We start from the raw sequence: 17,598 nt of genomic DNA, 5'->3' as shown, positions 1-17,598 counted from the left end.
CCCCAGCCCCAGCGCCATGCCGACCTGGCTGCTGGCCGGCCCGGGCAGGAACTGGCACAGCGCGAGCAGCTCGGCATAGCTGCGATCGTCCAGCCAGCGGCGGCGGTCGACGAATTCGGCGCGGAAGTAACCCAGGTGCGCCACCGGCCCGCCAAAGGAGCTCAGCCCCAGGCGCAGGAACAGCAGGAAGATGCGGCCCATGCTGTCCTGGCTCCGGGCGGGCGGCGGCATCACAGCGCCTCTTGCCGCATCCGCCGGGCCAGCGCCGCGGCCGACTCCTTGCGCTCGCTGTAGCGGTCCACCAGGCAGGCGGCGGCGTCGCGAGTCAGCAGGGTGAACTTCATCAACTCCTCCATCACGTCCACCACCCGGTCGTAGTACGGCGAGGGTTTCATCCGCCCAGCCTCGTCGAACTCCTGGTAGGCCTTGGCCACCGAGGACTGGTTCGGGATGGTCAGCATGCGCATCCAGCGCCCCAGCACCCGCATCTGGTTCACCGCGTTGAAGGATTGCGAGCCGCCGCACACCTGCATCACCGCCAGCGTCTTGCCCTGGGTGGGCCGCAACGCGCCAAGCGACAGCGGGATCCAGTCGATCTGGGTCTTCATCACGCCGGTCATGGCGCCATGCCGCTCCGGCGAACTCCACACCATGCCCTCGGCCCATTGCACCAGTTCGCGCAGCTCCTGCACCTTGGGATGATCCTCGCCGGCGTCATCCACCAGGGGCAGGCCGGAGGGATTGAACATGCGCGTCTCGCCGCCGAGCGCGCGCAGCACCCGCGCCGCCTCCTCCGCCACCAGGCGGCTGTATGAGCGCTCGCGCAGAGAGCCGTAGAGCAGCAGGAAACGGGGGGCATGCGCGGCGCGCTGGGCCGGGAACAGTGCGCCCGGCTCGGCTTGCCGGAACAGCGCGGCATCCAGGTTGGGCAGATCGTCGAGCTCAGACACGGCGGCCCTCCGCGTCGATCACCACTTCACCGTCTTCCTTGGTGAACGCGCCCTGCTGGGGCCGGGGCAAGATCTCCAGCACCACTTCCGAGGGGCGGCACAGGCGGGTACCCAGCGGGGTGACGACGATGGGGCGGTTGATCAGGATGGGGTGCTGCAGCATGAAGCCGATCAAGTCATCATCGGACCACTTCGGATCGGCCAGCCCCAGCTCCTGGTAGGGCGTGCCCTTGATCCGCAGCAACTCGCGCACCGGCATGCCCATCACCGCGATCAGCCGCTCCAGCGTGGCGCGGTCTGGCGGCGTCTTCAGGTACTCGATGATCCGCGGCTCTTCGCCGGAGTTGCGGATCAGGCCCAGGGTGTTGCGCGAGGTGCCGCAATCGGGGTTGTGATAGACGGTGATGGTGCTCATCTGCCTGCCTCAGGAAGTTCGCGTGTGCGGCCGGCACCGGCGTCGTACCAGCCGCGGCTGCGATTGACGATGCGCACCACCAGCAGCATCACCGGTACCTCGATGAGCACGCCCACCACCGTCGCCAGCGCCGCGCCCGAGTGGAAACCGAACAGGCTGATGGCCGCCGCCACCGCCAGCTCGAAGAAGTTGCTTGCGCCTATCAGCGCCGAGGGGCAGGCGATGTCGTGCCTCTCGCCAACCCGGCGGTTGAGCCAGTAGGCCAGGCCGGCGTTGAGGAAGACCTGGATCAGGATGGGCACGGCCAGCATCAGGATCACCAGCGGCTGCGCCAAGATGGCCTGCCCCTGGAAGGCGAACAGCAGCACCAGCGTGGCCAGCAGCGCCGCCATGGAGAGCGGCCCCAGGCGGGCCAGCGCCCGGTCGAAGGCGGCCTTGCCCCGGCGCAGCAGGGCGCGCCGCCACAGCTGCGCCAGCACCACCGGGATGACGATGTAGAGCGCCACCGAGACCAGCAAGGTGTCCCAGGGCACGCTGATGGACGACAGCCCCAGCAGCAGCCCGACGATGGGGGCAAAAGCGAAGACCATGATGGTGTCGTTGAGCGCCACCTGGGACAGGGTGAATACCGGATCGCCGCCGGTCAGCCGGCTCCAGACGAAGACCATCGCGGTGCAGGGCGCCGCCGCCAGCAGGATCAGCCCTGCCACGTAGCTGTCCAGCTGCTCCGCCGGCAGCCAGGGGGCGAAAACCTGGCGGATGAAGAGCCAGCCCAGCAAGGCCATGGAGAAGGGCTTCACCGCCCAGTTGATGAACAGCGTCACGCCGATGCCACGCCAGTGTTGCCGCACCTGGCCGAGGGCGCCGAAATCCACCTTCAGCAACATGGGCACGATCATCACCCAGATCAGCAGCCCCACCGGCATGTTGACCTGCGCCACCTCCAACCGGCCTATGGCCTGGAAGGCCTGCGGCGCAAGCTGGCCGAGAGCTACGCCGGCAACAATGCACAGCGCCACCCACAGCGTGAGATAGCGCTCGAACATGCTCATGCCGCTGGCGGCCGGCGCACGGGGAATGGCTTTGGAATGGATCGGGGGCATGGCTCAGCAGTCGCAGCGGGAAACGTCGGAGACCTCGCAGGCGCCGCCTTCGCAGCAATGCTCGGTCAGGTAGCCGATGAGGCCGTTCATGAGGCGGTACTCCGCCCGGTAGATCAGGTTGCGGCCCTGCTGCTCCACCGTCACCAGGCCGGCGTGGGCCAGTTCCTTGAGATGGAAGGACAGGGTGTTGCGCGCCACGTCGAGGCGCTCGGCCAGCACACTGGGCGTAAGCCCATCCGGCCCGGCCACCACCAGGGCACGGAATACACGCAGCCGCTGGGCATGGGCCAGGGCGCCGAGGGCGGAGATGGCTTGATCTTCATTCATCGTTCGATATTACAACACTCATTGAATCATCAGCCATCCCATGCGGCAGAGCGCCTTCCGCGGCGCCGACACGCAGCCATCCTACTAAGGTGGTAAACCCGCCTACCGGCCCGGCGAGCCCTCCCGCGAGCGCCGCTTCCGCCCGCAGCCCGGCCGCCCGCCGTCCTGGCAAACCGCGTCAGTGCCAATTCCGTCCTTCCAAACAGGGGGCAAGACCATGTCTAATGGATGGTCTTATTGGAGAGCACGTTGAGCGTCGATCAACTGAACCTGGGGCTGGGCTTCAGGAAGCACTACAGGATAGTTCCGGCAACCACGGGCGCCTTGCGCGACGAGGGCTATCGCATCCGGCATGAGGTGTATTGCGAGGAACTGGGATTCGAGCCGGAGCGGCCCGACCGCCTGGAGAGCGACAAGTACGATGCCCACAGCCTGCATTGCCTGATCAGCAGCGCAGCCGACCCCGGCGTGTCGGCGGGCTGCACCCGTATCGTGCTGGTGAATCCGGCCGATCCGCATGCGCCCCTGCCCTTCGAGCGCATCACCGCCGGCACCCTGGACCGCTCCCTGCTCGACCCGGCGAAGCTGCAGCGCAGGCGCATCGCCGAGGTTTCCCGGCTGGCGGTGCGCAGCCTCTACCGCCGCCGCAAGGGAGAGGGCCACCGCGCGGTCACCCTCAGCGACGAGGATTACGGCACCGGCACGCAGCCGCGCTTCCCCTACATCTCCATCGGCCTCTACCTGGCCGCGGTATCGATGGCCGCGCGCAATGGCATCGACACCCTGTTCGTGCTGACCGAACCGCGGCTGGCGGCCCACTTCCGCAAGCTGGGCGTGGACATCCGGCAGATCGGCGATCCGGTGGAGCATCGCGGCCTGCGCGTGCCCTCGGTGATGGACGTACAGGCCATCATCCGCGACCTGCGGCATCTGCTCAGGCCGATCTGGACCGCGGTGAATGAAGACCTGGAACAGGGCTACGCGCAGGCCGCCCCGGACGAAGAACTGGTTGCCTGAGGCACCGCGCGCCGCGCGCCAGTGACGAGGCATGGCGAAACCGCCACCGAAGCGCCGCCTCCCCTCATGAGCGCCCCGGCGGACCGGGCGGCCACGCAGCCCCGTAGCAGCCGGCCCGTTTCAGCCCCGCCGCGCCGCCTCTATGGTGGCGATGTCGGTTTCCCATCCGCATCATCGCGTCGAAGACACGCTTCGCCGCCGCGCGGTCGGGATCGGTGATCGCCTCGCTGAGCGCCCGCGGCGTGATCTGCCAGGAAAGGCCCCACTTGTCCTTGCACCAGCCGCAGGCGCTCGCCTGCCCGCCATTGCCGACGATGGCGTTCCACAGGCGGTCGGTCTCCGCCTGGTCTTCGGTGGCCACCTGGAAGGAGAAGGCCTCGCTGTGCCTGAACGCCGGCCCGCCATTCAGGCCCAGGCAGGGAATGCCGATCACGGTGAATTCAACCGTCAGCACGTCGCCCTCCCGGCCGGAGGGGAAATCGCCCGGTGCGCGGTTGACCGCGCCTAGCGCACTATCCGGGAAGGTGGCTGCGTAGAACTGCGCCGCCTCCAGCGCATCGCCGTCGTACCAGAGGCAGATGGTGTTCCTGCAAGCCATGGTCGTTCTCCAGTTCCGGGCCCGCGAGGCGCAGGCAGAAAAGCCAGCGGAAACGGGTGCAGGGCAATCCGGATATGCGGTGGCATCGCCCACACGCCCTGAACTCAACGCAGCTTGCGCACTTCCGTCTCGGCCGGCGCCAGTTCGGCGCCATTGCCAGCCTTGGGCGACATGAAGGGAATCGGCTGGCCGGTGCTTTTTTCGATCAGTTCCGAATGGCGTTCGCCGCCGGCAAACAGCTGCCGCTCACCCCACTGCCGCAGCGCCACCACCACCGGGAAGATGCCCTCACCCTTGATCGTCAGCACGTACTCCTGGTAGGCGGTGCCGTCCGACGCCGCCCGGGTTTCCAGGATGCCGGCTTCGACCAGCTTGCGCAGGCGGTCGGACAGGATGTTGCGCGCCGCGCGTGCTCGCCGGGCGGCATGCGCTTGAACTCGAACAGCCTGGCCTTGGCCGCCTCGCGCCGGCCGCGCGGTTGCGGGTCGCAATTTGGCGCCGTACAGCAGGCCGGCGGCGGCCTTTTCCATCTCGTTCATCGCTTTCTCCTTTCCGGCGGCATTCACCAAATCGGTGATGCAACGCACCAAAAAAGGGCCGGAATCACGCGCCGGAACCCCTGGCTCGCCTCGCAAAGCCCGTAACTACGCCGGGTGGCGGACAGGCACGGAACGTGCTTTTTCACCATCGCCCGCTGCAAAGATGCGCGGGCAAAGCCTCCGCCAACGATGGTGGGACCCGGACGGCAGCAGCGTCGCCGCCTTCCGGCCAATCCGAACCCCTATCGAACCGCGTTCCGCGGAGGCCTTCATGCTCATGACCTGTCCAGGCTCACGGGTATCACGCGAAGTCCTCCGGCGACTGAGTGATACGAGCATGAAGATACTTCTCATCGGCCACGGCATGGTTGGCCACAAGTTCCTCGAAGAACTCGCGCAGCTGCGCCAGCCCGGCACCGAAGTCACCGTGCTGTGCGAAGAACCGCGCGCGGCCTACGACCGGGTCCATCTCTCCGAATTCTTCGCCGGCAAGAGCGCCGACGATCTCTCGCTGGTCGCCCCCGGCTTCTTCGAGAACAGCGGCTTCGCCCTGCGCCTCAACACCCGTGCCGCCGCCCTGGACCGTCGCGCCAGAACGGTGACCACCGCCAGCGGCGAGGTGCTGCCCTACGACAAGCTGGTGATCGCCACCGGCTCGGTGCCCTTCGTGCCGCCGGTGCCGGGCAACGACCGCGCGGACTGTTTCGTCTACCGCACCATCGAAGACCTGGAGGCGATGACCGAGGCCGGCGCGCGCAGCCGCAGCGGCGTGGTGGTGGGCGGCGGCCTGCTCGGCCTGGAGTGCGCCAAGGCCCTGCGCGACCTCGGCCTGGAGACCCATGTGGTGGAGTTCGCGCCGCGGCTGATGGCGGTACAGGTGGACGACGACGGCGGTCGCATCCTGCGCGGCAAGATCGAGGAGCTGGGCGTGCGGGTGCATACCAGCCGCAACACGCTGGAGATCACCGACGGCGCCCGCGCCCGCCACCGCATGGTGTTCGCCGACGGCAGCCACCTGGAAGCGGACATGATCGTGTTCTCCGCCGGCATCCGGCCGCAGGACATCCTGGCCCGCCAGAACGCGCTGGCGGTGGGCGCCCGCGGCGGCATCGCGGTAGACGACCAGTGCCGCAGCAGCGATCCGGACATCTACGCCATCGGCGAATGCGCCGCCTGGCGCGACCAGCTGTTCGGCCTGGTCGCGCCCGGCTACGACATGGCGCGGGTGGCCGCCCGCCACATCACCGGCCAGACGGACACGGCCTTCGGCGGCGCCGACATGAGCACCAAGCTCAAGCTGATGGGCGTGGACGTGGCCAGCATAGGCGACGCCCAGGGCCGCACGCCGGACAGCCGCAGCTTCCGCTACATGGACGAGTGCAAGCGCATCTACAAGAAGATCGTGGTGAGCGCCGACGGCAAGCAGCTGCTGGGCGCGGTGCTGGTCGGCAACGCGGACGAATACGGCACCCTGCTGCAGTTGGCGCTAAACCGCATCGCCCTGCCGGCCGACCCGGAATTCCTCATCCTCCCCGCCAGCGACGGCAAGGCCAAACCCGGCCTGGGCGTGGATGCGCTGCCCGACAGCGCCCAGATCTGCTCCTGCAACAACGTCAGCAAGGGCGACATCTGCGCCGCGGTGGCCGACGGCGCCACCACCACAGGCGCGCTCAAGGCCTGCATCAAGGCCGGCGCCACCTGTGGCGGCTGCGTGCCACTGGTCACCCAGGTGATGAAGGCGGAGATGGCCCGCCTGGGCATGGCGGTGAACAACCACCTGTGCGAGCACTTTCCCTACTCCCGCCAGGAGCTGTTCCACCTCATCAAGGTGGGCAACATCAAGAGCTTCGGTGAACTCATCGCCCGACACGGCAAGGGCCTGGGCTGCGACATCTGCAAGCCGACCGCCGCCAGCATCTTCGCCTCCTGCTGGAACGAATTCGTGCTCAAGCAGGAGCTGGCCAGCCTGCAGGACAGCAACGACTACTTCCTCGGCAACATCCAGAAGGACGGCAGCTACTCGGTGGTGCCGCGCATGCCCGGCGGCGAGGTGACGCCGGACGGCCTGATCGCCGTCGGCCAGGTGGCGAAGAAGTACGGCCTCTACACCAAGGTGACCGGCGGCGCCCGGGTGGATATGTTCGGCGCCCGGCTGGAGCAGCTGCCGGCGATCTGGGAAGAGCTGATCGCCGCCGGCTTCGAGTCCGGCCATGCCTACGGCAAATCCCTGCGCACGGTGAAGAGCTGCGTCGGCTCCACCTGGTGCCGCTACGGCGTGGGCGACAGCGTCGGCCTCGCGGTGGAGTTGGAGAACCGCTACAAGGGCCTGCGCGCGCCGCACAAGATCAAGTTCGGCGTGTCCGGTTGCACCCGCGAATGCGCCGAGGCGCAGGGCAAGGACGTGGGCGTGATCGCCACCGAAAAGGGCTGGAACCTCTACGTCTGCGGCAACGGCGGCATGAAGCCGCGCCACGCCGAGCTGCTCGCCAGCGACCTGGACAAGGACACGCTGGTACGCCTCATCGACCGCTTCCTGATGTTCTACGTGCGCACCGCCGACCGCCTGCAGCGCACCAGCACCTGGCGCGACAACCTGGAAGGCGGCCTGGACTACCTGAAGGAGGTGGTGGTGCAGGACAGCCTGGGCCTCGCCGCCGAGCTGGAAGCGCAGATGGCGCACGTGGTGGCGACCTACCAGTGCGAGTGGAAAACCGCCGTCACCAGCCCGGAGGTGCGCAAGCGCTTCCGCACCTTCGTCAATGACGGCCGGCCGGATACGCGCATCGTCTTCGTCGAGGAGCGCGGCCAGATCCGCCCCGCCCGCGCCGAAGAACGCGAAGCCGCCAGCGCCGGCGCCGCGCCGGAAATGGCCGTCTGAGGCGCCCGCGCCTCACCCACCCGATAGAGGAAACCGAACATGCACACAGCAAGCCCGCACTGGACCGCCGTCTGCAGCCTGGCCGACATCCTGCCCGGCACCGGCGTCTGCGCCCTGGTGGAAGACCGCCACATCGCCATCTTCCGCCTGGCCGGCGACCAGCTCTACGCCATCGACAACATCGACCCCCGCTCCGGCGCCAGCGTGCTGTCGCGCGGCCTGGTCGGCAATCTGGGCGAGCAGCTCGTCGTCGCCTCGCCGCTGTACAAGAACCACTTCGACTTGCGCACCGGCGCCTGCCTGGAAACCCCTGAGCACTCGGTGCGCAGCTACCCGGTGCGCCTCAACGGCGACAGCGTGATGGTCGCCCCCGGCTGAGCCCCCTCATCCCATCCAGATACCCGCGCTTCCCCGGAACGCCGGCCCCCAAAACAAGCACACCATCCTTCAAGAGGCACCACCATGGCATACCTGGCTCCCGCCGAATTCGTCACCAAGATGATCGATGCCGGCGAATCCAAACTCCTGATGTCCACCCGCGACACCCTGATCCGCGCCTACATGGCGGGCGCCATCCTGGCGCTGGCCGCCGCATTCGCCGTCTCGATCACGGTGAACACCGGCAACCCGCTGCTCGGTGCCCTGCTCTTCCCGGTGGGCTTCTGCATGCTCTACCTGCTGGGCTTCGACCTGCTCACCGGCGTATTCACGCTGGCCCCGCTGGCGGTGTTCGACCGCCGCCCCGGCGCCACCTGGAGCGGGGTGATGCGCAACTGGAGCCTGGTGTTCGTCGGCAACTTCGCCGGCGCGATGACGGTGGCGGTGTTCATGGCCATCATCTTCACCAACGGCTTCACCGAGGCGCCCAATGCCATCGGCCAGAAGATCGGCCACATCGGCGAAGGCCGCACCATCGGCTACGCCGCCCACGGCGCCGCCGGCATGCTGACGCTGTTCGTGCGCGCGGTGATGTGCAACTGGATGGTCTCCACCGGCGTGGTCGCCGCCATGATGTCCACCAGCGTCTCCGGCAAGGTCATCGCCATGTGGATGCCCATCCTGGTGTTCTTCTACATGGGCTTCGAGCACAGCATCGTGAACATGTACCTCTTCCCCTCCGGCCTGATGCTGGGCGGCCAGTTCACCTTCATGGACTACATGATCTGGAACGAGATCCCCACCGTGATCGGCAACCTGGTCGGCGGCCTCACCTTCGTCGGCGCCACGCTGTACTCCACCCACTACAAGACCGCGCCCAAGCGCAAGGCGGCCTGAGCTCCGCCGCCAGGTCCGCCGTGGCCAGCGCCCCGCGCGTCACCGTCGGCCAGCACTCGCTGGCCGGCGCGCACCCCACCAACCAGGACTTCCACGGCGCGGTACTGCCCAGCGGCAGCCTGCTGGCGACCAAGGGCATCGCCCTGGCGCTGGCCGACGGCATCAGCACCAGCAGCGTCGGCCACCTCGCCAGCCAGACTGCCGTCGGCGCCTTCCTGGAGGACTACTACGCCACCTCGGAGGCCTGGACGGTGCGCCGCGCCGCCCAGCGCGTGCTCGGCGCCACCAACGCCTGGCTGCATGGCCAGACCCAGCGCAGCGAAGGCCGCTTCGACAAGGACAGGGGCTACGTCTGCACCTTCAGCGCCCTCATCCTCAAGGGCCGCGACCTGCACCTGCTGCATGTGGGCGACTCGCGCATCTACCGGCTGCATCCACAGGCGCTGGAACAGCTCACCGAAGACCACCGCGTCCGTCACTCCACGAGCGAGAGCTACCTCGCCCGCGCGCTGGGCACCGGGCCGCGGCTGGAGATCGACTACCGCAGCTGGGAAGCCGAAGCCGGCGAGCTCTACCTGCTGGCCACCGACGGCGCCTATGAACACCTGGGCGCAGCCGCCATACACGCCGCGCTGGCGCGCCACCCGGACGACCTCGACCGCGCCGCCGCCGAACTGGTCGCCCAGGCCCGCGCCGCCGGCAGCCGCGACGACGCCACCCTGCAGTTGCTGCGCATCGACGCCCTGCCCGCCCCCGGCGCGCCCCAGGCCGCGCTGCGCCGCGAAGGCCTGGCGCTGCCGCCAGCGCTGAAACCGCGGCAGGCCTTCGAGGGCTTCACCATCGTCCGCGAACTGCAGGTCAGCGCGCGCAGCCATGTGCTGCTGGCGGTGGATGCCGACAGCGGCCGCCAGCTGGTGCTGAAGACACCCGCGGTCGATCTGCGCGACGACCCGCGCTACCTGGATGGCTTCGTGCTGGAGGAATGGGTGGCGCGACGGGTGGACAGCCCGCACGTCATCAAGGCCTGGCCGGGCGAACGCCGCCGCCAGCACCTCTACGTCGCCCTGGAATACATCGAAGGCCAGACCCTGGCGCAGTGGATGACCGACCATCCCCGCCCGCCGCCGGACACCGTGCGCGGCCTCGTCGACCAGATCGCCCACGGCCTGCAGGCCCTGCATGGCCGCGACATGCTGCACCGCGACCTGCGCCCGGAAAACATCATGATCGACCGCCACGGCACCGTGCGGCTCATCGACCTCGCCAGCGTGCATGTCGCCGGCCTGGCCGAAAGCCTGGGCGAACCGGACGCAGCGCCGCCGCCCGGCACCCTGCAGTACCTGGCGCCGGAGTGCCTGCTCGGCGACCCGGCCACGCCGGCCAGCGACCTGTTCGCCCTCGCCGCCCTGAGCTACCAGATGTTCACCGGCCAGCTGCCCTACGGCCTCGCCGCCAGCCGGGTACGCACGCCGCAGGACCTGCGCCGGCTGCGCTACATCCCGCTGCGCCATCTGCGCCCCGAACTGCCCGCCTGGCTGGACGCGGTGCTCGCCAAGGCGCTCAACCCCCGGCCGGCGAAACGGCAGGAAGCCGTCTCCGAATTCCTCTACGACCTGAAAAACCCCGGCCCGGCATTCCGGCGCGTGCAGCGCATGCCGCTGGCCGAGCGCGATCCGGTGCTGTTCTGGAAATGCGTGGCGCTGCTGTCGGGAATGACGGCGCTGGGTTTGCTGGCCTTCATCGTCTCCGGGGCGAATTGAATTCCGGCCGGCGCAATTCACCACGCGAAATACCACGCGCCGGAAATCATCCGGCGAAGGCATCGGCCATGAATTCCTCCAGCCCGTGCGCTTTCAGTATCCCGATGGAGAAATCGCCAAAGCGCTTCCGCAAGCAGAAGATCCGCCCCGCGGGGCATCAGCAGATCACCCCTGGCCGGGGATCTGCCACGCCAGCTTCTCCGAAATACCCGCGCCGAAAACCCTGGCGTAATGGACGCAAGCCTCATCCAGATCGCTGGCCAACATATCGACAGGGCTGAATTCCAGTCGATTGAAATCACTTCGGCAATTGCGCTGATGCAGGCTGCGCTTCACGAAATGCCGCTCAAGGAATACCGCCGGCAGCATATCGGACGATCAAGACCGGCCAATCCACACTCAGCCTGGAAGGGCACCGCCGGATTAAACTCCTGGCCCTCGAACAAGGCTGTACAAACCTCATGAAAATCGATCACCTCCCGATAGGCGCCCGTTTCCAGTGGAAAGGCATCACCTATACCAAGACCGGCCCGATGACCGCCGCCGGAGATTCCGGCGGCACGGCGTTCATTCCCAAGCATGCGGTATTGCAGCCGGTACCGGGCGAAGCGCCACCGGCGGTGGCGCAGGAAAGCAGCGCGCGCACGGTGGACGCGGCCAGGGTGCTGGCGGCTTTCGAGAGCTATCACCGCAAGGCGCTGACGCTCACCGACGAGGCGGCGCAGGCGGAACTGGAGGAGGCGCGCCAGCGCTTCCTCGCCGCGCTGCGCTGAACCGCTCCGCGCCCTGGCCAGTTCCGCCGCCCAGGCGGGAAGCGGCGGTTAACGCCCTGCCGGCGCCACGGCCGTGTTCCGCTGCAGGGCGCCGAACAGCGCACCGGCCGATACGATGACGATGCCGATCGCAGCCGTCAGGCTGATGGCCTCGTCTATCAGCAGGCTGGCGCCGATGGCGGAAACCGCCGGCACCAATGCCAGGGCCATCGCCGCCTGGCTGGCGCCTATTTTGTGGTTGGCATAGCTGTACATGCCGGCCGCCAGCATGGCGGCGATCACGCCTTGATAGATTCCCTGCAACAACAGGTCCGGCCAGCCGGCCTGCTGTATCGCCTTCGGCAGGAAGGCCAGATAAACGGGCAGATAGACCACCGCGGAAATACTCGCGATACCCAGCACCGCACGCTGCGGCGCAATTCGCCAGTGCCGGGTCAGCAGGCCGAATACCGCCCAGCAGGCCGCGGCGGCGAAGAACAGCAGATCGCCTATCCAGGTGCCGGCGCGCTGCGGCGCGAACAGGCTCTCGGCGCCTATCAGCACCAGCCCGGCGGTGGACAGCAGCAAGGCGATCAAGACATGCCGGGGAAGGCGGAAACCGGCGCCCGCCGCCAGAATGATCACCGTCCAGAACGGAATGCCGCCATTTACGAAGACACCGGCATGGGCGCTGGGCGCGAACTGGAAGCCGGCATACACCAGCAGCGCATAACCCAGCCCGCCAAAGCAGGCCAGCGCCGCATGCCGAGGCCAGTCGCCGCGCGGCACCAGGCGCAGGAAGAAAGGCAGGGCGATCGCGGCGGACACGCCGAAACGCAGGGCACCGAGATCGAAGGCGGTGAAGGTGCCGGTGCTGCCGAAGCGGGAAACGATATTGAAGCCGGACCAGCACAGCACGACAAATCCGGCAGCCAGCCTGCCCCTGAATATATCGCTCATGTCCGCATCCGCTTTTCGGCGCAGGTGAAATTCGGCGGCATGGGGGTCATTCGGCGGCTCGCGGCTGGCACGGGAAAGGCCCCGCAGGGGGCCCGGAATCCGCTCCGGCAGACCTGCTGGACCCAGGTCGGTGAATTCCGGAACGAGATCGCAAGTAAATCACTCCGCGCTCGAATCGGACAGATCCAGTCATGCGCTTTTGCGGGCGTAACAGTGGGCCGCAGGCTGGCGGCATGTCCGGCGGCGGCAGAAAACAAACAGCCCCATGTTTCCATGAGGCTGTCGATTGCGCCCGACTCTCTCGCCGCGGTACAGGCGCGGTATAGGAATTGGCGGCGACGGAAACTCAGCTGCGCTTTTTCTTCAGGTCGTCCAGCTCGCCGCCGTTGCCCAGCCAATTGATGACCCAATTCGGCTTGCGGCCGCGGCCGGACCAGCCTTCCTTCGGGTTCAGCGGATTGAAATACACCGGCGGCAGCGCTTCCTTCTTTTCCGCCGGCTGCTTCTCGGCCTTGGCCTTCACCGGCTTGGCGGCCTTGGTGGCCTTGGGCGCCTTGGCCTTGGCTTCCTTGACCGGAGCTTTGCGGGCGGGAGCGCCGTCCAGCAGGTCGCTCAATTCCAGCCCTTCCGCCTGGGCCATCTTCTCGAGCTTGCGTATCAGCGCTTTTTTCGCGCCTGTCGCCCGTTTCTCGATTTCTTTTTCGATCTGGACACAGAGCTTCTTCAGGTCGCTAAGCGAATACGACTTCAAATCCTGCATGGTTTTCCCGCTGATTTTCAAAAGCGGCGAGATTACCACGCCCGCAATAAATTGCGCTCGAACCCGGGCCCCGTCGATATACGGAATTTCCCGCACATCGGCTTTTTCGGGAATCCACGGCGGCGCACAAACCCGCGCGGGCCAGCCGCGATTGCCGGGGGGGGGGGGGTAATTCATCGCCGGCGCCGCCGCGGAAATACTGTCGCAGCTGGCCGGCAAAGCGGAATCGGCATGGCGATCGAATTGGCCGCCGACTAGTTTCACCGCCGTGGCAATTGAGCCTGCAGCGGCAGCGGAATTACTGCTCCCCGCCGCCAAACCGGAAAACAATGAAATCTCCGTCGGCGGAATGGCGATACGCGCGGAATAAAGTACGCCGGCCGCCCCGCGTGCACCCGCGTCCCGCCCTGTTTTCGGGGCCAACGGCCCCAGGCGTGGCGGCAGACGGGATGCGTACAAGGGTGCAGCCGGCCTAGAATCCGCCACCGCCCGCATTCAGTGGCGAATCCGAAAAACGATAAGCCGGCAGTCCAGACCGACCGGCAACGGAGACATGCGCCATGCGCAAGAGCACGCTGCTTCAGCTGGTGGTGGTCGCCATGATCGCCTTCGCCGGCAATTCCCTGCTATGCCGCATCGCCCTGCGCGAGGGCCATATCGACGCCGCCAGTTTCAGCGCGCTGCGGCTGGCTTCGGGCGCGCTGATGCTGTGGCTGCTGGTGCGCCGCCAGGAGGGCGGCGGCGCCGGCCACGGCAGCTGGATTTCCGCCTTCGCCCTGTTCGCCTATGCGGCCGGTTTTTCCTTCGCCTACCTCAGCCTGCCGGCGGCGGCCGGCGCCTTGCTGTTGTTCGGCGCCGTGCAGGCGACCATGATCGGCTACGGCCTGTGGCGCGGCGAGCGGCTGAACCTGCTGCAGGGCGGCGGCCTGCTGCTGGCCGCCGGCGGGCTGATCGGGCTGATGCTGCCGGGGCTCTCGGCACCGCCGCTGCGGGGCGCGCTGCTGATGATCGCCGCCGGCATCGCCTGGGGCGTGTATTCCCTGCGCGGCCGCGGCGTCGCCAGGGCCACCGCCAGCACCGCCGGCAACTTCATCCGCGCCCTGCCCTTCGCTGCCGTGCTCAGCCTGCTGACGCTGCAGCACGCCGCGCTAAGCCCGGCCGGCATCGGCTATGCCGTCGCCTCCGGCGCGCTGGCCTCCGGCCTGGGTTATGCGATCTGGTATTCGGTGCTGCCGGCCTTGCGCGCGACCAGCGCGGCGACGATACAGCTGAGCGTGCCGGTGATCACCGCGGTGGGCGGGGTGCTCTTCCTGGGCGAGCCGCTCACGCTGCGGCTGCTGCTGACCTCCGTCGCCATCCTGGCGGGGATCGCGCTGGTGATCACCGGGAAACGGACGACGGGCTGAGCTGTCCGGCGGCAGACAAGAAATACCCCGCGCCGCCTTTCACCCCAGCCCCTCCGGTTTCGCCTGGGCCAACTGCAGCGCCTTGCGGCAAGCGGGCTTGGACAAGCCCGGTCCGGACGGCCGCGCCGGTCTGCAATTGCCGGCCCCCTGGCCACAGCCCGAAGGCAGCGGCCGGGCCGGGGACGCCTGGTCCGGCCATAGCCGGCACCGCTGGAGCCACGCCGGCTTCAGGCCAGCAAGCCCTCCACCGGCTTCAATCCCTGGCTGCCGGGAAACACCGTTTCCGCCAATTGCCTGCGGCCCAGGCCGAGCGCCGGGCCGGCGAGAGCGGCGAGCAGCGCGCGCAGGTCGATGGTGGCGCGCAGGTCGCGGTCCTGGTGCAGGCTGGCGCTGGCGAGGCCGGGCCAGTCGCCCAGCACCTTGCCGCCGGCCACCCGGCCGCCGAGCACGAAGGCAGCGCCGGCGGTGCCGTGGTCGGTGCCGCGGGTGCCGTTCTCCCGCACGGTGCGGCCGAATTCCGAGACGACGACGACGGTGGTGCGCGCCCAGGCCGGGCCCAGCGCCGCCTGCAGCGCCATCAGGCCATCGTCCAGCTGACCCAGCGCCCGCAGCAGCGCGCCCTTGGGGTTGGCCTGGCCGGCGTGGGAATCCCAGCCCGTCATCTCCAGCATGGCGACACGCGGGCCGCGCTCGGCGGCGAGGAATTCGCCGGCGCGGGTGGACAGCTGCAGGAAATCGCCGCGCGCCGCCGCATCGCCGGCCATGCCGCCGTCTCCCCGCTGCTCCATCGCGCGGCTGAGCGCCGGGCCGAGCTGGGCATCCTGCTCGTACATCCGCCCCAGCCGCTCCAGCAGCGCCGGATCGGGCTCGGGGGCGCGCGAGGGCGACCAGGTTTCGACCGCGCCGGCGCCGCGCAGCGCCAGCGGCGGGATGGTGGCCAGCGCCAGCCCCTGGCGGCCGCTGGCCTGCAGCGCGCGGCCCAGCCAGCCGGTGGTGAGCACGTGCGGCTGCATGCCGCCGCTCTCCAGCACTTGCTGGGCGTCGAAGTGGGAGCGCTCGCGGTAGGGGGTGGCGACCGCGTGGACGACGGCGAGCTGCTTCGCCTGCCACAGGCCGTGCAACCCGATAAGGCGCGGATGCAGGGCGAAGAAGCCGTCCAGCGCCAAGGGCTCGCCGCCCTGGTTGGCGAGGCTGCCGCGCTGGCCGGCGTAGTCGGGGTCGCCGGGCGCCGGTACCGCGGCGAGGCCGTCCAGGCCGCCGCGCAGCAGCACGAACACCAGGCGCTCGCCGTCGGCCTTGCCGCTGGCGGGCGCGGCCAGGCCAAGGCGGGCGACCGGCAGCGCGGCGGCGGCGCCCAGGGTGTGGAGGAAATGTCTTCTGCTGAGCGGCATGCGCTTTCTCCGGGCAGTCAGCGGCGCTGGAATTCGGGCGCGGCGAGGAAGAGGGTGAGGGCCTGGCGCGGGCTGTCGGCGCGGGCGATCTCGGCGCGGCTTGCGGGGCCGAGGCGCTCGGCCAGGCTGCTTTCGGCCAGGCTGCGGGCATCCACCGCCGGCACCCGGCCGGCCAGCCGCGCTGCCCATTCGATGCGCTTCCACATGGCGTCGGTGCCCAGCCAGTCTTCGGCGCTGTCCGCCCAGCCCGCCGGCGAGGGCGCGGCGCCGACACGCTGGCCCATGGCCTGGGCGCTGGCGCCCACGCCTTCGAACACCCGCTGGTGCAGGCCCAGCAGGCGGTAGGCGGAGAGGCCCAGCTCCTCCGGCAGCTTGAGCTTGGGAAAGCCGGCGTCCCAGGCCAGCGGATGGGCGACCAGGGCGCGGCAGACTTCGGCGAGGTCGCCGCCGCTGTCCAGGTAGTGCCGCGACAGTGCCTGCACCAGCGCCGGCGGTGGTTCGTCGGCGACGAAGTGGCGCGCCAGCCGGTCGGCGACGTGGCGGGCGCAGGCCGGGGTGGTGGCGAGGTCGCGCAGCACCGCGCGGATCTCGCCCTCGCCGTCCTCGGCGTAGCGGCGGCCGAGGATGTGCTTGGCGCCGGGCTGGTGGCGGCGGGCGTCGAAGCGCATCTCGCCGCTGTCGGCATCCACCGTCCAGCCGGTGAGCACCGCCGCCAGCGCGCGCACGTCGTCCTGGGAATAGCCGCCATCCACGCCCAGGGCGTGCAGCTCCAGCAGCTCGCGTGCGAGGTTTTCGTTGAGGCCGCGCTTGCCACGGCTGCCGGCGGGCGAATCCGGCCCGACCGACTGGACGTTGTCCAGGTAGCGCAGCATGGCCGGATGCAGGGTGGCGGCCTGCAGCATGTCGCCGAAGCGGCCGCAGGCGTGGGGGCGGATGGCATCGCGCTCGAAGGCGCCGACCAGGGGCGCGACCGGCCCGCGCAGCGCGGAGACGGTGAAGTGGTTGCACCACAGCGTGACCAGCCGCTCGGCGAAGGGCGCGGCGCTGTCGATCTGGTGGGTCCAGCGCGCTTCTGCTTCTGCGCGCAGCCAGTCGCGGTAGCGCCGGCGTTTGGTCTCTTCGGCGTCCTGCTCGCCATGCACCGGCTTGGGCGGCGGCGACCAGGCTTGCGGTGCCGCGGCCAGCTGGGCCTGCAGCCAGCGCACGGGATCGCCGATGCCGGCGAGGGAGGGCTCGCCGAGGCCGAAACGGTGGGCGGCGATGGACTGCTGGACCAGGCTCATGGTGGATCCGTCCCTCCCTGTTGCGGCGGCGTGGTGGCAGGCGGATGCCTGTTCAACGTGGCGGGTAGCGGCCGGGTGGACCTGCGCTGGCTTGGCCCGCGGATGGTGCCAGGGTGCGACCGGCGGGGTCGCGGCGGGTTTCCGGGAGCGGGCGGGCTTTACATCAAGTCACCGGCTGGGGAGG

18 protein-coding genes and 1 pseudogene are annotated in these 17,598 nt (G+C 69.0%); 8 read left to right on the top strand and 11 right to left on the bottom strand.

What is annotated here, in order from left to right:
- The 5 genes from GRF61_RS18770 to GRF61_RS18750 form a co-directional block, all read right to left on the bottom strand.
- Positions 1-201, bottom strand: a 201-nt coding sequence (locus GRF61_RS18770) for a chromate transporter (protein ID WP_248281328.1), incomplete at its 3' end; no start/stop codon positions are given.
- 29 nt (positions 202-230) lie between these two features.
- A complete protein-coding gene (arsH, locus tag GRF61_RS18765) occupies positions 231-950 on the bottom strand; it encodes an arsenical resistance protein ArsH (RefSeq protein ID WP_169152148.1) in 720 nt (239 codons plus the stop codon).
- A complete protein-coding gene (gene arsC / locus GRF61_RS18760; RefSeq protein ID WP_169152147.1) occupies positions 943-1,365 on the bottom strand; it encodes an arsenate reductase (glutaredoxin) in 423 nt (140 codons plus the stop codon). The genes arsH and arsC overlap by 8 nt, the downstream gene beginning before the upstream one ends.
- Positions 1,362-2,468, bottom strand: coding sequence for an ACR3 family arsenite efflux transporter (gene arsB, locus GRF61_RS18755; protein ID WP_169152146.1), 1,107 nt, complete (start codon positions 2,466-2,468; stop codon positions 1,362-1,364). Before arsB ends, arsC begins: the two co-directional genes overlap by 4 nt.
- Positions 2,469-2,471: 3 nt before the next feature.
- A complete protein-coding gene (locus GRF61_RS18750) occupies positions 2,472-2,795 on the bottom strand; it encodes a helix-turn-helix domain-containing protein (RefSeq protein WP_169152145.1) in 324 nt (107 codons plus the stop codon).
- Positions 2,796-3,044: 249 nt separating this feature from the next.
- Here GRF61_RS18750 and GRF61_RS18745 point away from each other — a divergent pair, with 249 nt between their 5' ends.
- Positions 3,045-3,812 carry a PEP-CTERM/exosortase system-associated acyltransferase gene (locus GRF61_RS18745; protein ID WP_348982433.1) on the top strand — a complete coding sequence of 256 codons (768 nt, stop codon included), beginning with the start codon at positions 3,045-3,047 and terminating at the stop codon, positions 3,810-3,812.
- Between the two features lie 120 nt (positions 3,813-3,932).
- On the opposite strand, the pseudogene GRF61_RS18740 reads toward GRF61_RS18745, so the two are convergent.
- Positions 3,933-4,410: pseudogene (locus GRF61_RS18740) on the bottom strand (VOC family protein).
- A gap of 104 nt (positions 4,411-4,514) precedes the next feature.
- On the bottom strand, positions 4,515-4,949 hold the full coding sequence (locus GRF61_RS18735; RefSeq protein ID WP_169152143.1) for a winged helix-turn-helix transcriptional regulator: 435 nt from the start codon (positions 4,947-4,949) through the stop codon (positions 4,515-4,517).
- A gap of 337 nt (positions 4,950-5,286) precedes the next feature.
- Between GRF61_RS18735 and nirB the strand changes: the two genes are divergently transcribed.
- The 6 genes from nirB (at position 5,287) to GRF61_RS18705 (ending at position 11,635) form a co-directional block, all read left to right on the top strand.
- Positions 5,287-7,827 carry a nitrite reductase large subunit NirB gene (gene nirB / locus GRF61_RS18730; RefSeq protein ID WP_169152142.1) on the top strand — a complete coding sequence of 847 codons (2,541 nt, stop codon included), beginning with the start codon at positions 5,287-5,289 and terminating at the stop codon, positions 7,825-7,827.
- Positions 7,828-7,866: 39 nt separating this feature from the next.
- On the top strand, positions 7,867-8,205 hold the full coding sequence (nirD, locus tag GRF61_RS18725) for a nitrite reductase small subunit NirD (protein WP_169152141.1): 339 nt from the start codon (positions 7,867-7,869) through the stop codon (positions 8,203-8,205).
- A gap of 84 nt (positions 8,206-8,289) precedes the next feature.
- A complete protein-coding gene (locus tag GRF61_RS18720) occupies positions 8,290-9,102 on the top strand; it encodes a formate/nitrite transporter family protein (protein ID WP_169152140.1) in 813 nt (270 codons plus the stop codon).
- A gap of 20 nt (positions 9,103-9,122) precedes the next feature.
- Entirely contained in the window at positions 9,123-10,862 is a 1,740-nt protein-coding gene (locus GRF61_RS18715) for a bifunctional protein-serine/threonine kinase/phosphatase (protein WP_169152139.1), read from the top strand.
- Positions 10,863-11,093: 231 nt separating this feature from the next.
- The gene (locus tag GRF61_RS18710; RefSeq protein WP_169152138.1) at positions 11,094-11,327 is read left to right on the top strand and encodes a hypothetical protein; all 234 of its coding nucleotides are present in this window, start codon (positions 11,094-11,096) and stop codon (positions 11,325-11,327) included.
- The gene (locus GRF61_RS18705; RefSeq protein WP_169152137.1) at positions 11,324-11,635 is read left to right on the top strand and encodes a hypothetical protein; all 312 of its coding nucleotides are present in this window, start codon (positions 11,324-11,326) and stop codon (positions 11,633-11,635) included. The genes GRF61_RS18710 and GRF61_RS18705 overlap by 4 nt, the downstream gene beginning before the upstream one ends.
- 48 nt (positions 11,636-11,683) lie before the next feature.
- Here GRF61_RS18705 and GRF61_RS18700 read toward each other — a convergent pair whose 3' ends face one another.
- Both GRF61_RS18700 and GRF61_RS24900 read right to left on the bottom strand, forming a co-directional pair.
- On the bottom strand, positions 11,684-12,574 hold the full coding sequence (locus GRF61_RS18700) for a DMT family transporter (protein ID WP_169152136.1): 891 nt from the start codon (positions 12,572-12,574) through the stop codon (positions 11,684-11,686).
- 346 nt (positions 12,575-12,920) lie between these two features.
- Positions 12,921-13,664, bottom strand: a complete 744-nt coding sequence (locus GRF61_RS24900) for an H-NS histone family protein (RefSeq protein WP_248281326.1) — start codon at positions 13,662-13,664, stop codon at positions 12,921-12,923.
- A 230-nt stretch (positions 13,665-13,894) separates the two neighbouring features.
- Here GRF61_RS24900 and GRF61_RS18690 point away from each other — a divergent pair, with 230 nt between their 5' ends.
- Positions 13,895-14,740 (top strand): DMT family transporter, encoded by an 846-nt coding sequence (locus GRF61_RS18690; RefSeq protein WP_169152135.1) that lies wholly within the window; start codon positions 13,895-13,897, stop codon positions 14,738-14,740.
- A 227-nt stretch (positions 14,741-14,967) separates the two neighbouring features.
- On the opposite strand, the gene GRF61_RS18685 is transcribed toward GRF61_RS18690, so the two are convergent.
- On the bottom strand, positions 14,968-16,131 hold the full coding sequence (locus tag GRF61_RS18685; RefSeq protein ID WP_169152134.1) for a DUF1501 domain-containing protein: 1,164 nt from the start codon (positions 16,129-16,131) through the stop codon (positions 14,968-14,970).
- Between the two features lie 17 nt (positions 16,132-16,148).
- The gene (locus GRF61_RS18680; protein WP_211166075.1) at positions 16,149-17,414 is read right to left on the bottom strand and encodes a DUF1800 domain-containing protein; all 1,266 of its coding nucleotides are present in this window, start codon (positions 17,412-17,414) and stop codon (positions 16,149-16,151) included.
- Positions 17,415-17,598: the final 184 nt, after the last annotated feature.

The sequence above is a fragment of the Azoarcus sp. TTM-91 genome, from assembly GCF_012911025.1.
In the GTDB taxonomy this organism is placed as follows: domain Bacteria; phylum Pseudomonadota; class Gammaproteobacteria; order Burkholderiales; family Rhodocyclaceae; genus Azoarcus.
Note: the sequence above shows the minus strand (reverse complement) of the source record. Positions and strands in the feature narration are given on the sequence as shown.